The organism is Microcoleus sp. K4-B3 (genome assembly GCF_036704615.1).
Taxonomy (GTDB): Bacteria; Cyanobacteriota; Cyanobacteriia; order Cyanobacteriales; family Microcoleaceae; genus Microcoleus.
Genome location: NZ_JAUBSF010000007.1, coordinates 10,326 through 25,471, shown reverse-complemented (window position 1 = coordinate 25,471; position 15,146 = coordinate 10,326). Strand labels below are relative to the sequence as shown.

The window sequence follows — 15,146 nt, the reverse complement described above, 5'->3', positions numbered from 1 at the left end:
GGTGGAGTTGTACCGGGTGGAGTTGTACCGGGTGGAGTTGTACCGGGTGGAGTTGTACCGGGTGGAGTTGTACCGGGTGGAGTTGTTGGTTGATTGGTAGTGACGATCGCACTATTGCCTTGAGTGTAAGAATTTATGAAAGATTGCCCCTGAGTAATAGTACCCAAAGCATTGCTGGCGATCGCCCCAGCAGTACCGTTAGCCGTCGCATCTCCCACCACAAAAGCCGTCGGGGGATTGACATCGCCGCCCCCGTGGGCGATCGTAACTGTACCGGGTTGAGTGTCGCCAAGAGTCGAGATGCTAACAGGAGTGCCGTTTTGGTCAAAAGTACCCGTCACTCGAACTAAACCCGGAGTTGCGATCTCAACCTTACCGCCCGGAGCATCGATCGATGCAATGCTAATATCATTTTGAGCGTTAAGATTTACTGTAGAAGTGCGATCGACCCTAACAACAGGATTAACATTTATTCGCCCAACTGCGATTTCGTTTCCCGCTAAAATTCCGACACTTTCAGCAGCATTTATATTGCCAGTGCTGACAGTTCCCCTGCTGCTAGTGACATCAACTGCAACTCCCCGCAAATCCCCTGAATCCACATCGAGCGGCCCTGTTAACTTGACATTTCCTGTTGTGGCGTCGGTATTGCCAATATTAATCCTTCCCGCATTGCTATTTACATTAACTCCAACTCCCCGCAAATCCCCTGAATTCACATCGAGCTGCCCTGTTATATTGACAGTATTTTCTGTTGCTGTAGCGCTGCCAATATTAATGATTCCCGAAGTGCTATTGACATTAACTCTTGTTCCCAGCAAATCCCCTGAGTTTACATTTTCAGAAGCTATTATATTTATATTCCCAAGAGATGTAGTATTACCGATCGCAATATTTCCCAGATCGCTATCGATCTCGACTGCTCCCCCCAGCAAACTCCCTGCATTTAAGTTGTTGGTCGATCTCAAAGCAATCGTTGCCACGGGAGCATTCATGGCAGCAACACTAATATTTTCGGCATCCAGATTGACTGTAGGAATGAAGGGATTAACTCGATCTCTGGCGGCAGGATTAACAGTTATTGGCCCTGTGCTGATTTGCTGTCCTGCTAAAATTCTGACATCTCCGGTAGTAGCGATCGCTCCCGTATTAACAGTCCCATTAATGCTACTAGCAGTGACCGTCGCAGCGGTGAGATTGCCTGCATTTAAGTCGCCCGAAGCTCTCAAAGTAATATTCTCAGTAGCTGTACTGTTGCCACCGATGCCAATTCCCAGATTCCCCAAATTGCTGTTCACATTCACCGAAATACCCCGCAATTCCCCTGAATTCACGTTGCCCGATGCTGTGATGTCGATCGCCCCGGAAGTCCCAGTATCGATCGACCTCGTTTGTATATTGCCCCCAAAAGTATTCAGATTAATACTGCCGTTGATATCTGCACGAGAAATCTCATTTGTCAATACAATATTGTTGAGAGCTTGAATATTAATAGTCGAACTCGATATCAATCTGCCCCCGACTATCACTGCCCCTTCCCTGCTTTCTAGACTAATTTGACCGCCGTTAATATCTCTAGTTGCGATATTTCCCAGCGCTGACAAAATCACCGGCCCGCCTGCAGAAATATTGTCAACAGAAATCAAATTGCTCGATAATGATGAATCTATAAATATTGCATCTTCACCTAAACTGTCAGTATCAGGATTAGCAGAATTTGCCAGATTTGCCACTCCAGCCCGCAGAATTAAGGCCGGACTGCTGGTTAAAATAGCAAGATCTGGATCGTCGGGATTCACATTTTCCCTACCCAATGCAATATCGGGGCCGGTAATTGTAATATCCTCGGCAACAATGCTCCCCTTCGCCTCGATTTTCAGCGAAACACCGATATAATCTCCAAAGAAAACATCTCCTTCCGAACTGATAATCGGATCAAATAAACTGACAAAGTTTCCCGGCATTCCCGAGAGATTCCGCACCGAAAAATTGCCCCCCGAAACAAAGTGAGAATCCCCCGAAATAACGCCGTTGCTAACTAAACTCAAATTTCCGCCGCTTTGGAATTGCGCGGGAAGAGACAAGCCGCCGATCGCATTTTGAGTGAGAATGTCGATCGTGCGATCGGCCTGAATGTATAAATTCCCCCCAGCCCGCGCCAAAAAAGGATTCTGGGCGCTGTCCCTGACCCGCACCGCATCCCGACCCAGCAAACTCAAATCCCCCGTAGTTTGCAGGCTAGGGCCCGCTAACGTGAGATTTCCCGCAGCCCATAAATTCGCACTTCCCGCATTCAACTGCGGAAGCTGAGAAATATTAGCAGAAATCGCCACATCCCCAGAATTCACCTGCAAACCAGAACCCACAAGCCGCACAGAACCGTCATCCGCAACCGCAACACCCGCCGCCTGATTTTGCCCAGTACCTGTCAGCAACTGCGGCAAAGAAACAGGATTTAAAGTCTGTTGAGAATTTCCAAAATTCCCGCCCGTTGCTATTTCCAAACTCAACAAATGCCCCGGTTGACTAATGCGCAAAATATTATCTCCCGGAACAGCAGCAACAGTAATTTGCCCGCCCGGGGCCGACAACTGTCCGGTACTAACAACCGTACCGCCAAGCAAAGCCAAATTTTGCCCCGGAGTCACAGCTAAATTGCCAGCATTAACAATACTTCCCGGTACAGTCGCACCAAAATAAAAAGCATTTGGCGTACCAACCAAATCGCTCAAATTATTTGTACCCGCAGCATTAAACCAATTAGAACCAAAACCGACACCAGTAGCAGTAGTAGCAGTAAAAGCCGCCGGCACATTCAAACTCGCGTTCGGGCCAAACACAATCCCCGCAGGATTAATTAGAAACAGATTAGAATTGCCGCCCGTGACAGTAATTAAACCGTTAATTAGCGAAGCGTCCCCGCCAGCAATTCGAGCTAATATATTTTGAATAGCCGAATTAGTCAGAAAATTAGCAATTTGACCTTCATTCAAGCCGAACTGCCCAAAACTGTGAAAAAGATTCGCCCCGTCTCCCGACAAACTGCCGCCGTTGATATCGTAGCGGTTGCCGCTGCGGGTGACAGCAGTGCCCGTACCGTCTGCTGCAGGCACTATGGGCTGTGCTTGCGCGAAAGTATTAAAAATTAACAAAGAAAACGGACAAATAAATAGCGCAACCTTTTTAATCTTTAAGTTGGCATTTTTCATAGCAGCAAGTAAAACTATCGCAATTGCCTTAATTATGGCACTTGCAAACAACTTACCTCTAAATAACAAATTAATTCGCTCATGACAATTCCCCAAATCCAAAGCCTCTACACAGACGGCGCTTGTTCCGGCAACCCAGGTCCCGGCGGCTGGGGTGCAGTAGTTTGCTTCGCCGACGGCAAGTGTCACGAACTCGGAGGTGCAGACCCCCAAACCACCAACAACCGCATGGAAATGCAGGCTGCAGTCGCTGCCCTCGAATTTTTTGCCAATTCCGGTCAAACCGAACCAGTCACCGTTTACACCGACAGCGAATACGTTAAAAACGGCATCACCAAATGGATTCAAGGCTGGAAAAATAAAGGCTGGAAAACCTCGACGGGCAAAGATGTCGTCAACCAAGACCTCTGGCACTTGCTAGACAGGCTGAATTCCCGGCAAGTCAAGTGGGAACACGTGCGCGGCCACTCCGGCGACTTCTACAACGACAGATGCGATGAAATCGCCCGCAGCTTCTCGCACAATCTCACTCCCGAACTGCAACAGCAGAAACCAACCGCAGGCGAGACTCAGGCGGGCACTTTTGCCAGCGCGGCTACACCGCCCCTAGGTTCGGAAAACACAATTGTTTGGGAAGAAACGGACACAACTGGTAACAAAACGATAGAATCCTATGTCATAACTTCTGACCTTCCGAGCTCCAACTCTACCATGATGGATTCAACTGCCGATACCCTGGAGAACTTGCCCCGCGAGGTGAGGGTTCAGGAACTCCGCAATCTGATCGAAACGTTGCACATCGCCGACGAGGTTGCGACGAAAGGCTACTTGATTACCAGTTCTGAACTGGCTGATTTGATGGATGTAAATGCCAGCGCTGTCACCAGTCGCGGAGACAACTGGGTTTGGCGAAATTGGGTAGTTTCTCGCGTGCGCCGCGAGGGCAACCAAATCCTCTGGCAATTAGAGAGAATCGACCACGTTAGTACAACTGATTAGTGGTTAGTCATTAGTTATTAGTTGATTCATAACTGATGACTAATGACTGTCTCAAAGCAAGATTTGTCAAAATTCCGTAGGGACACAACATTGTTGTGTCCTTTTAGTCATCAGTCATAAGTCATCAGTCATTAGATTTGAATTGTAGGCATTCGCTCTCCTCTCTGGAAATTATCTGCCTTGCATCTGCGGTTTCCCTATTAGACATTTCCCACAAATAAACTAGGAGGGGGATGCTTCAATATTATCAGACAATTTTCCTTTAACTTTCATCAGTCCACTTCGGGAACACATAGAAAAACATCCCTCAGAAACCACGAGGCTATTGGGTCTAGACTATGACTAACTCCTAAAACTAATTACTCAGGCTGAGAATCGGCATAACCACAAGAAAAAAGTTCAAGAGCATTCTATTTCTTAGCATCATCAAAAGCGGAGGTAGTCGCCCACTTAAACTATAGATTGCCGATCGCATCCAGGAGTGGGAAAGTCAGGGGCGAAGCGTGTTCGTCTACTTCAACAACGACGGAGAGGGAAATGCAGTTCGGAACGCTTCAAAGCTAAAAACTTTTGTGCAAAACGGTAGTTCCTGACAAGCGAAGATTGAGAGCGTTCCCATTCTTTTGGGCGCATTCAAAAATGCTTCGCAGTTCCTTGAAGCTAAATTAGTTGGCCGACTGCGTTTTTGGTTGGTTCAATTCCCTGCACTTAGCATTTGCCCGCTCGCAAGCGTTTTGGTAGTCACTTCTACCCAACATCAAATCCCCATAGTAGCTGTCATATCAATTCCGGTTGCACCGGAATTATTGTTGACTGTTGACTGTTGACTGTTAACTCGGGGTCGAAAAACTGAATGATAGTTGAGTATTGACTGTTGATTCGATTTTACAATTCCGATGCTAGCGGAGTTGATATCAGGATCACCATTTTCGCCTGGCGCGCGATCGATCACAAGCTGGCGTTGGTTGTTCTAGGTCGCAGGAATTCGACATTCAACGCTAATTTCTGTCCCAGCCACAAAGAATGTTTGGTATGGTCTGCCAGATCGTCGCCTGTTTCGGGATGGACGAGAATATCTAACCCCTCGCGATGCAGCATTAACCAAGGAACGACTTTGCCAAATTGCGAGGGTAAAAATGCAACTTGATACATCGCTTGGGGGTGGGGGCCAATGGGTTTGTCATGCCAGCGCCCGAGCTGCACCTCAAACTGACTCAATCCTTCGCGTACACGCGCTGCGACATCGCGATTATCAGCGTTGAAGTAAATATGTGCGTGAAAACCAACAATTTCGATAGTGTCTTCTTTCATCATTTTCAGTGGGGTATTGAGCGGACATCTGCACAAAACGGCTGTTAATTTCAGGCTAACTTGGTGAAAACCACTTAGGAGGTGTGAGTTGCGGGCATACAAGAGGCAGCGATGGCTCCGCCCCGGCTTACGCCTACGCACTCTTCGGGATTTGGGGCATGGCTGGCGGGTTGGGGTTTGGGTTGGGTTCTCCCAAAATCTGGGTGTTGGCGGCGATCGGCAACAAGTTTGGTAATAGATTAGTCATGGTGACAAGAGAATCCGCCAAGCTTGACACTCGCTTCCTTCCCGAACTTATGTTAACTCTGAATAAAAACTCGAACAAATTGTCTGCTTTCTTACCCATTCTAGCACTGGGCATTGTTGTAGTCCCTGCACTAGCCGGGAGAGTTGAGCCAACCTTTGTTTCCTGTGACTGTTGACTGTTGGCTGTTAACTGTCAGTCGAAAAACTGAATGATGGTTGAGTGTTGACTGTTCACTCGATTTTACGCCCGACGATGAAGCGCGGATTTGATATAAGCTATGGGCGGCATCTCGCAACCTAAAAACAGATTTCTAAGGCAGAACGGGAGAATCGATCGAGCAAAAGTCAGCCGACTATTTCCTGCGTACAAATACAAAATAAATTAGTATACTGGCGAACGATATTCAGATAACAGCATAATAATTAGATAAATGTTTACAGATATCAAGGAGGAATAGCACTCAATGCGAAAGTTAAACAGTTCAAAGTTGGTCGCCTTACTAATTGGCACAGCAGTCATTTTTTTGATTTTGGTAACATCAGTTAGCGCTCAAGCGAAACTCACAGAGCGATCGAAACTAGCAATTAATGGAATAGGGCCAATTCTGGTAGGTATGACAGTTGATGAAGCGTCACAATCTGCTGGGATTAGATTAATTAGAATTGGGAGTGGTGGTCTTGACGAGTATCAGTGCTCCTACGTTCAACCAAAAGGAGAGCCAAAGGGAATTAGCTTTATGGTAACAAAGGGCCGCATTGCCAGAGTGGATATTAGCAGCAAGCGCATTACCACCATCAAAGGAGCTAGAATCGGGGATAATGAAAACCGAATTTTATCTTTATATCCAGGGCAAATTAAAGCAACACCTCATCCTTATGTAAGCCGCCCACCTGACAATGGAAAATATCTAACTTTCGTCCCTAAAGATGCGGTTGATAAAAACTACCGCCTAATTTTTGAGACTAGCAAAAATCGTGTAGATAGGTTCCGTTCGGGTAAACTTCCTGAAGTTGAGTATATAGAAGGCTGTTCGTAATAGGCTCAAAAAACTCTTAATCCTGTGACATCCACCTCAACAGCCGACAGCACTTTGGGTTCCATCTCGTACAAATCATTCAGAACAAGCTTGGCATCGAGAAACACGAAATACTCGGTCAGCGTGCCGATGGGGTAATTAAACGCTTTGTAGTCGATCGCCCAATCCTGGAAATCTCGATTTCGATCGCCCGCAATAGCCAACAGATGCAAAAATAATTAGAGACTACTTAACATCAGTCCCAGTTAAAAAAAAGAATCCAACTGTAAGCCCGTGCTCCAAACCCTCATAAAATCAGTGATTTCCCATCGAAAATCGAAAATAGCATGAGTCCCAGCTTGCGAACAGTTACTGCTACCAGGTATGTCACTCCCTTGCGCGAGGGCGGATCGCTGCCGGCGATCGTCGAAGCAGATGATGATGGTATGTACCTGCTCAAATTTCGCGGTGCGGGCCAGGGAGCAAAATCTCTGATCGCGGAGCTAGTGGCGGGAGAGATTGCTCGCGCCTCCGGGCTCCCAATCCCCGAACTCGTCTTTGTTGAACTCGATCCCGAACTGGCTCGCACTGAGCCTGACCCGGAAATTCAAGATTTGATCCGAGCAAGTGCTGGCCTCAACCTCGCCCTCGACTATCTCCCGGGCTCCATCACCTTTGACCCGATAGCGGGGAAGTCCGAGGCGGATCTGGCCTCAGAAATCGTCTGGTTCGATGCTTTTGTGACCAACATCGATCGCACGCCGCGCAATGCAAATATGCTGGTATGGCACCGCCGGCTTTGGCTGATCGATCACGGTGCAGCCCTCTACTTCCACCACACCTGGAAAGATTATCTCTCGCGCAGCCGCGATCGTTTTCCGCCTATCAAAGACCACGTTTTGCTGCGTTTTGCCAGTACGCTGGAAGCGGCAAATTCAAAGATGACTCAAACGCTAACCCCGGACATCATTCGCAACATTGTTAAACTAATTCCTGATACTTGGCTGGTGGGAGATTCTCCTTTCAGCGATAGCAACCAACATCGGGATGCTTATATCGAGTACCTGCTAAATCGGCTAGAATCACCACATATTTTTTTGGAGGAGGCGATTAGTGCCCGATCGATTTCTTTATGATTATGCCATTATCCGCATCGTTCCCAAAGTCGAGCGCGAGGAGTTTATCAACGTCGGGGCGATCGTTTCTTGCGGTACGAAAAAATTCCTCGAAGCCCGTATCGAAATTGATGAACAGCGCTTGATGGCGATCGACTCAACGTTGGATCTGGAAATGATTCGCAATCACCTAGCAGTCATTCCCATCATTTGTGCGGGCGGCAAGGAATCTGGCGCGATCGGTCAACTTCCCCACAGAGAGCGCTTTCACTGGCTCGTAGCACCCCGCAGCACGATCGTTCAGACATCGCGGGTACACACTGGTTTTTGCCAGAATCTACCGGGTGCGATCGAACACTTGCTCGATACAATGGTGCGATCGTCTTGCCGAAAACCATCTGTAAACGCTCGGTTGCTAGCCGCTGGAATTGACACTCAGGAGATGCGATCGCACTCTAGTTAGCGTCAGCTTGTCGGTTAGATATGATATCTTGCACCATTGTCAAGAACGGGCCGGAGAGCCCGTTCCACAAAGAATGAGTTTTCTCGCTTCACAGGCATCTTGCCTGTTCCTAAACAAGTAATTGAGAATGGTAAAATATCTCAGTTAGATGCTACTTTGAGCTTGGTCGGCTCCGAAAACAGCGAGAATAGAAGCATCCTCAAGCTGTTTTAGCTAAAAATGAAAACGCCAGAACAAGAGTCTTGACCGATAACTTTTCTAAGTCTTAGCAGCAGTTTCGCAAGGTAGAAAGATGATGCAAATTGAACAGACAAATATGACCTTCCCTCTCTGGGGTTTAACAATTTTCATCCTGTGGACGATCGCGGTTGTTATCCTGCTGCTAACAGTCAGGATTCGGCATCTATCTGCGGGCGGATCTGTAAAAGATTTCGGCACACAAAACGACGACAGCTTGCTTTGGCGACTATTTCGAGTACAATCCAACTTGATAGAAAACCTGCCTTTGTATTTGGGAGTTGTTTTTCTTCTAACAGTTAGGGGTGTTTCAGGAACAGCAGTAGATTTGCTGATTGTTGTGTACATTCTATTTCGGCTCGTACATTCAGCGATTCACATCGCTGGCCTCGATCCAAAGTTTCGGTTGTTCAGCTTAGTAATTCAGTTAAGCTGCTTGGTCGCCTTAACTATTATGGCAGTTTTATAGTTGAGAAAATACGCAATTGCAACCTCTATATAGTAGGGTGCGTCAGGGGCAAACCTTAATTGTTTCTTACACAGCGTAAGTCAGACGCACCTTACCAGTCGATCGCCCCTGTGATATTACTGCCTGTGATTTTGCTAACTTATCGAAGTTTATGAACCGAATATCTCGTGAGATCGCTGTTATTTTAATTGTATTAGGCTGCATTACTTTTGTTCTACTTCAGCCACCGCAATCAGCCTTAACCGTGTCACCTCCAGTGCAAGAATCTCCACCTCGCGGAGGAGATGTTGCTCAGACAATGAATTTTGGACGGCACTTTCAAGAACTAGGAGTTGAAGGCTCGATCGCGATTTACGATTTGAACAGCGATCGGCTTTATCAACACAACCCGCAGCGTAACGCCACAGCTTTTTTACCCGCATCTACATTTAAGATTCTCAACTCTCTGATTTCCTTAGAAACAGGGGTAATTTCAGATGAGATTGCCGTTCTAACTTGGGATGGAATTCAAAGGCAAATTCCCGCATGGAATCGAGACTTGAATATGAGAGAAGCCATAAAACTTTCCGCAGTTTGGTTTTACCAAGTTCTCGCCCGCCGAGTCGGGCACGAGCAAATGCAAAAATGGGTAGCTAAAGTCGGTTATGGCAACCAAAAAATCGGTAACAAAGACGATATTGACAAATTCTGGTTAGAAGGAGAACTGCGAATCACACCCAACGAGCAAATTCAATTTCTCCGCCGTCTCTACAAAAATGACTTACCCTTTTCTGAGCGATCGCTGTCTCTGGTGAAAGACATCATAATTGTTGAACAAACTCCCGATTACACAATTAGGGCAAAAACAGGCTGGGCAAGGTTTGGAGAACAAACAAAGCCTCAAAATGGCTGGTATGTAGGTTATTTAGAAAAGGGTAAAAAAGTTTACTTTTTTGCTACAAACATTGACATCCGCAACACAAATGACGCACCTGCAAGAATCGAGTTAACGCGCCGTTGCTTTAAGGATCTTGCGCTGCTGTAAGTGCGTTATTTGTTCTGTAATATTCGCAAAAACGCCAGCGGATGGGCTAACGGTGAGAGCCAAAACACCCATTTATTCGATGCCTGAGTTCGATCGTAGGAAGCCGAGTCTTTTAAATCTTTTAGGACTTACGCAATTCGCCCATATATATAATTGCTATAGTGCTATAGCAGTTCTCAATCTTGGTGAGGTATGCCCTATGCCCTATGCCCTATGCCCTATGCCCTATGCCCTATGCCCGCTTATCGAGAGCACCTCATGTTACTGAGAAAGGCTATATATATCATTTCTCGCAGCAAGGCGGCAATCATCTAAGAGAGCATTAAGTTCTTCAACGACTAGCCAGGGGTTTCGACCTTTCAAACAAGCTACTATCGCTGCTTCATAGGGATTTCTGCCAGTTTTTTTTACTGCTGCGATCGCCTGTTTGTTAGACAATCCCCGCCCGCTGACTAACCAAGCAGCCAAAACCTGTCCTGTACGTCCGATCCCCCCAGAACAGTGAACTACCACCCGTTCGCCTTTGCTATTTGCAGATTCCAAAAACGGCAATATGCGATCGATTAAAATATCGCGATCGACCAATTCAAAGTCTGCAATCGACCCCCAGCAAACTCGATCGCACCCAAATATTTTCCGATATGTTCCCAGTAAGTCACAGTAGCGGATGAGTTGCGTCTGAGCAAGCAAGCAGCAAACTTGCTTGATATTATGCCCCTGCATAAATTCAATCCACCGAGCAACTTCTGCATCGCGGTATCCTGGTCTGGCTGCACCAAACACAATTAATTCATTCTCTGAAGCCGCAGCGAATTTGTGCATACTGTTTTCAAGATTTTTACCTATAATTAAGAAAGACGCACAAATCCTGAATCAACAGTGAAAAACAACAGCTCGATCGGTTTAATGAACTGGCTGCAACCCAAACCAGAAACCGTTTTGCTATGCGACTCAATAGCAGCAGCTTCTGACATGGCATTTATGCTCAACGGTGAGTGGGATGGGTGCAATAGTTTGGTGCTCCCTAAATCGGACAAGGTAGCAATTGAAGCAGCCGCTAGTTTGCTGGAGACATCGTGGTGCTACCAAAATACTTGCGAACCCGTTTTAATTCGGCTTGCAGTTGACGAATTGCTGCGCCGTTATGCGATTGGAGACAGGTTTTTTATTAATGCTAACTTGCGATGCGCGCAATTGAGCGAACTTTGCTTGGAAAACATTGATTTGAGTTATGCTAAATTAAATTTGGCTAACCTCAGCGGCACTAATTTAAGCAAAGCCAACTTAATGGCAGCACAGATGCCATCTGCAAACTTGAGTATCAGCAATTTGAGTAAATCGCAACTTGTGAGGGCGAATTTATCAGGAGCCAATTTATCTGAGGCTAATCTGAAAGGTGCCGATCTTAGTTATGCAGATTTAAGCAATGTTTGTTTAACAGGTGCAGATTTAAGAGGTGCAAATTTAGCGAGAACAGACTTAAGAAAAACAAGCTTAGATGGGGCGATTTTTGAGTAATACCAAATCCCGCTTAAATACTTTCTCTCACACCCCCTGGGTACATCCTGTCAACATTTATCTGCGTCCATCAGCGTATATCCGCCACCATCTGCGGTTAAAGTTCCAAAGTAATTAACTGAGCAATTTCGTCAGTCTGAAAACCCAATGCCATCGGCTTTTGTACTTGAGGAATCACTTGCACATCATAGAGTTCCGTGACAATCCCTTCAAACCGCAACCAGTGAACGATCGCCCCATTCGTCAAATCGATCGCCATCATACCGCAGCGAGGCTCAGCATCCTTGGCCAGCAACAACTCATCCAATTCTAAACCGCTAAAAGTATTGTCACCACCTCTCGGTTTCGACAGTCCAACAATAGCCCAATTTTGCCAAAATGCCAGTCCTCGGACATATCCGGGACAAAACGCAATTGCCTCAAATTTCCCTGTGTCTAAATCCACATAACCCAATTCTCCCCGCCCCGAATTCAGCAACCACAACTTGTCTCGATACCAGCGGGGTGAGTGTGGCATTGACAATCCTGTGACGATAATATCATTAGATTCAATATCAATAACTATACCGCCATTTTTTCTGCGATCGCGCCAGCCATCCACCACATCTGACTGACTCGACGCTGTGACATATTTCGGTTCCCCGGACACCATTGCTAAACCGTTGAGGTGACAGCGGTCTTCATTTATATATTGTGAGATAAAACCTGGTTTCCAGAGAGGTTTGCAACTGTGGCGATCGCTCAAAGTAGCGATACAATTAAACAAAGTGCTAATAAAAATGATTTGGTTATTTTTATCGACAGCGATATCGTGAATGTCGATATCTCCTGTAGTATAACCGATTCTGGGTATATATAATTTATCGTATCCTTGGTATAATTTACCGGATTCTAAGACATTATCTAATTGCCAAAGTTGATATTTTGAACTTAAATAAAGGCGTTCCGGCGTGCAGAAAAGCCCCATTGCGCGATCGAATATTCGCCAAAAAGCCGAGATTCTGTTGGTTTCTGGCACAGCACCAATTAACATTAACCTACTGGTTTGATAGGTAGTGCAGGCGAGGCTGATTTGTTGAGAGGTTAACCAAGATGGAAAATCGCGATCGCCAAAAATCTCGTGTTCGTGGACTGTATTGAAATTTGTGCGATCGTCATTATTCATAGAATCACTGAGCGTAATTGCCTAAAATCAATAATCTCATAAACCCGTCGCCGCGCCACGGTAAATCGCTTCGACTTTTGATAACTCCTGTAAAAATACCTAGAAATATATAAAGATTTGTACATGAGGGAACTAAAGCACTGACAGTGCGCTCCAATCCTACTAAGTAGTAGTTAAAAATCTAGCGTGTGCTCGGCCACCAGGTAGAATTACCGCCTCCTAACTCAAATCGGGCGATCGAGCCTTTGCTGCTCAACCAAGAATTCTAGTGGAAGTAAAAACCTATGAAAACTCTCCTTCAAATTAAGTCTCAAAAAAAAGTTTTTCCCAAGGCTTGTGACATTAGCAACCAACCAACGGAAATAGTCATCCTTGACCCCACATTACCCGACAGCAACCACATAGCCTCTGGCATCAAACGGGGCACAGCAACCTACATCCTCGAAAGCCAGCCGGATGCCATCGAGCAAATCTCTACACTCCTAGCTCAACATACAGGCATCGAAACCCTACACATCATCACCCACGGCAGTTCTGGCAACCTTTACTTAGGCACAACAGAACTAAAGGGCAGCAACATCGAAAACTACAGCCAACAGTTGCAACAGTGGCGAAACAGTTTCACTGCCAACGCCAGCATCATATTATATGGATGTAACGTGGCAGCCGGGGACGCAGGCCGCCAATTCCTCGCTCAACTGCACCAACTCACAGGCGCAAACATCGCCGCCAACACCAATACTACAGGCAACAGCGCACTCGGTGGCACCTGGGACATCCCCCAACTCATCCCCCCATCCCCGCAAGCGCCCCAACTTGCCCTCAATGAAACCACGCTCAAAACCTACAGCGGCGTACTAGGCTTCTCCCCCCAAGTCACCTTCCCTACTGGCACTCAGCCCTACTCCGTCAGCATCGGCGACATCAACGGCGACGGCAAACCTGACTTAGCTGTGGCGAACCTCGGCAGCAACAACGCCTCCATCCTGCTCAACACTACCGCCACCGGAGCCGCCACCCCCACTTTCTCCCCCCAAGTCACCTTCGCTACTGGCACTAATCCCGTCTCCGTCAGCATCGGCGACATCAACGGCGACGGGAAACCTGACTTAGCTGTGGCGAACTCAGGCAGCAACAACGCCTCTATCCTGCTCAACACTACCCCCAAAGTTACTGCTGTCACCGCCACCACCGCTGATGGCAGCTACGGTGTCGGTTCTACTATCGCGATCGCCGTCACGTTCGATGCTGCTGTCACTGTAGATACCGCAGGCGGCACCCCCCAACTGCAACTAGAAACAGGCACAACTGACAGATTTGCCACCTACGCTAGCGGTAGCGGCACCACAGTCCTCACCTTTAACTATGCGGTGCAAGCCGGAGACTCTACTGTTGACTTAGAATATCTCGCTACTAATGCTCTGACTCTCAACGGCGGCACAATTAAAGAAACAATCGCTACAGCTTTTGACGCTTTCTTAACCCTCCCCACTTTAGCTACAGCCAACTCCATAGGCGGCAGCAAAGCCATAGTAATCGATACCGTTGCGCCTACCATTACCAGCGTCACATCCACTACTGCTGACGGCAGCTACAACACCACTGGCAACATCAACGTCACCGTCAACTTCAGCGAAGCGGTAACACTAGCAAGCGGTAACATGACAGTTGCCTTAGATACCGGCGGCACTGTTACCATCGCACCTTTTACCGGCACATCTGCTGTCGGTACTTACACTCCAGCAGCCGGACAAAATACCACGGATCTTAACTCAACTACCATAACTTTAGACGGAGGTGCAACCTTAAAAGATCCGGCTGGAAATAATGCAACCTTAACTATTCCTGTGGGACAATCTTTAGCCGATAGTAAAGCCATAGTTATAGACACGGTTGTCCCCACAGTAGCCCTAACCTCAACTTCAACAACCCCAGTCAACGCACCATTTAGCGTCACAGCAACATTCAGTGAAAATGTCACCGGATTTGATAATACTGATATCACCGTAGCCAATGCGACAGTCGGTAACTTTGTCACAGTTGACGCCAAAACTTACACCTTTGATGTGACTCCGAATGCTGATGGTAATGTCACAGTTGATGTACTTGCTGCTAAAGCAACTGATACCGCTGGCAATAATAATACAGCAGCCACTCAACTGGTTCGCACTGCTGATGTCACAGCGCCAACAGTTGCCTTAACCTCAACTTCAACAACCACAGTCAACGCACCATTTATCGTCACAGCAACATTTAGTGAAAATGTCACCGGATTTGATAATACTGATATCACCGTCGCCAATGCGACAGTCGGTAACTTTGTCACAGTTGACGCCAAAACTTACACCTTTGATGTGACTCCGAATGCTGATGG

Annotated in this window: 15 protein-coding genes; 9 read left to right on the top strand and 6 right to left on the bottom strand. The window is 46.9% G+C overall.

The features are described from left to right. Positions 1 to 3,209 (bottom strand): two-partner secretion domain-containing protein (locus QUA78_RS05680; protein ID WP_333398651.1); only part of this gene is annotated, 3,209 nt, incomplete at its 3' end. 81 nt (positions 3,210 to 3,290) lie between these two features. Between QUA78_RS05680 and rnhA the strand changes: the two genes are divergently transcribed. Further along, positions 3,291 to 4,208, top strand: a complete 918-nt coding sequence (gene rnhA / locus QUA78_RS05675; protein ID WP_333398650.1) for a ribonuclease HI — start codon at positions 3,291 to 3,293, stop codon at positions 4,206 to 4,208. 461 nt (positions 4,209 to 4,669) lie between these two features. After that, entirely contained in the window at positions 4,670 to 4,801 is a 132-nt protein-coding gene (locus QUA78_RS05670) for a DUF72 domain-containing protein (protein WP_333398664.1), read from the top strand. A 355-nt stretch (positions 4,802 to 5,156) separates the two neighbouring features. Here the strand turns inward: QUA78_RS05670 and QUA78_RS05665 are convergent, their stop codons facing one another. Both QUA78_RS05665 and QUA78_RS05660 read right to left on the bottom strand, forming a co-directional pair. Continuing rightward, positions 5,157 to 5,519, bottom strand: coding sequence for a DOPA 4,5-dioxygenase family protein (locus QUA78_RS05665; protein ID WP_333398649.1), 363 nt, complete (start codon positions 5,517 to 5,519; stop codon positions 5,157 to 5,159). A gap of 133 nt (positions 5,520 to 5,652) precedes the next feature. Beyond that, a complete protein-coding gene (locus QUA78_RS05660; RefSeq protein WP_333303908.1) occupies positions 5,653 to 5,880 on the bottom strand; it encodes a hypothetical protein in 228 nt (75 codons plus the stop codon). Between the two features lie 349 nt (positions 5,881 to 6,229). Here QUA78_RS05660 and QUA78_RS05655 point away from each other — a divergent pair, with 349 nt between their 5' ends. After that, on the top strand, positions 6,230 to 6,802 hold the full coding sequence (locus QUA78_RS05655) for a hypothetical protein (protein WP_333303909.1): 573 nt from the start codon (positions 6,230 to 6,232) through the stop codon (positions 6,800 to 6,802). A gap of 5 nt (positions 6,803 to 6,807) precedes the next feature. Here the strand turns inward: QUA78_RS05655 and QUA78_RS05650 are convergent, their stop codons facing one another. Further along, complete coding sequence (locus QUA78_RS05650; RefSeq protein ID WP_333303910.1) at positions 6,808 to 7,014, bottom strand: hypothetical protein; 207 nt, start codon at positions 7,012 to 7,014, stop codon at positions 6,808 to 6,810. Positions 7,015 to 7,128: 114 nt separating this feature from the next. Here QUA78_RS05650 and QUA78_RS05645 point away from each other — a divergent pair, with 114 nt between their 5' ends. From QUA78_RS05645 to blaOXA, 4 genes are all read left to right on the top strand, one after another. After that, positions 7,129 to 7,917 carry a HipA family kinase gene (locus QUA78_RS05645; protein WP_333303911.1) on the top strand — a complete coding sequence of 263 codons (789 nt, stop codon included), beginning with the start codon at positions 7,129 to 7,131 and terminating at the stop codon, positions 7,915 to 7,917. Further along, positions 7,895 to 8,359 (top strand): DUF3037 domain-containing protein, encoded by a 465-nt coding sequence (locus tag QUA78_RS05640; RefSeq protein WP_333303912.1) that lies wholly within the window; start codon positions 7,895 to 7,897, stop codon positions 8,357 to 8,359. The genes QUA78_RS05645 and QUA78_RS05640 overlap by 23 nt, the downstream gene beginning before the upstream one ends. A 292-nt stretch (positions 8,360 to 8,651) precedes the next feature. Further along, entirely contained in the window at positions 8,652 to 9,065 is a 414-nt protein-coding gene (locus QUA78_RS05635; RefSeq protein ID WP_333303913.1) for an MAPEG family protein, read from the top strand. A 151-nt stretch (positions 9,066 to 9,216) separates the two neighbouring features. Continuing rightward, positions 9,217 to 10,089 (top strand): class D beta-lactamase, encoded by an 873-nt coding sequence (gene blaOXA, locus QUA78_RS05630; protein ID WP_333303914.1) that lies wholly within the window; start codon positions 9,217 to 9,219, stop codon positions 10,087 to 10,089. 261 nt (positions 10,090 to 10,350) lie between these two features. Here blaOXA and QUA78_RS05625 read toward each other — a convergent pair whose 3' ends face one another. After that, positions 10,351 to 10,911 carry a dual specificity protein phosphatase family protein gene (locus tag QUA78_RS05625; RefSeq protein ID WP_333303916.1) on the bottom strand — a complete coding sequence of 187 codons (561 nt, stop codon included), beginning with the start codon at positions 10,909 to 10,911 and terminating at the stop codon, positions 10,351 to 10,353. A gap of 57 nt (positions 10,912 to 10,968) precedes the next feature. Here QUA78_RS05625 and QUA78_RS05620 point away from each other — a divergent pair, with 57 nt between their 5' ends. Beyond that, positions 10,969 to 11,607, top strand: a complete 639-nt coding sequence (locus QUA78_RS05620) for a pentapeptide repeat-containing protein (RefSeq protein WP_333303917.1) — start codon at positions 10,969 to 10,971, stop codon at positions 11,605 to 11,607. 97 nt (positions 11,608 to 11,704) lie between these two features. Here QUA78_RS05620 and QUA78_RS05615 read toward each other — a convergent pair whose 3' ends face one another. Beyond that, positions 11,705 to 12,772, bottom strand: a complete 1,068-nt coding sequence (locus QUA78_RS05615; RefSeq protein ID WP_333303918.1) for a TIGR03032 family protein — start codon at positions 12,770 to 12,772, stop codon at positions 11,705 to 11,707. Between the two features lie 284 nt (positions 12,773 to 13,056). Here QUA78_RS05615 and QUA78_RS05610 point away from each other — a divergent pair. Continuing rightward, positions 13,057 to 15,146 (top strand): DUF4347 domain-containing protein (locus QUA78_RS05610; RefSeq protein WP_333398648.1); only part of this gene is annotated, 2,090 nt, incomplete at its 3' end.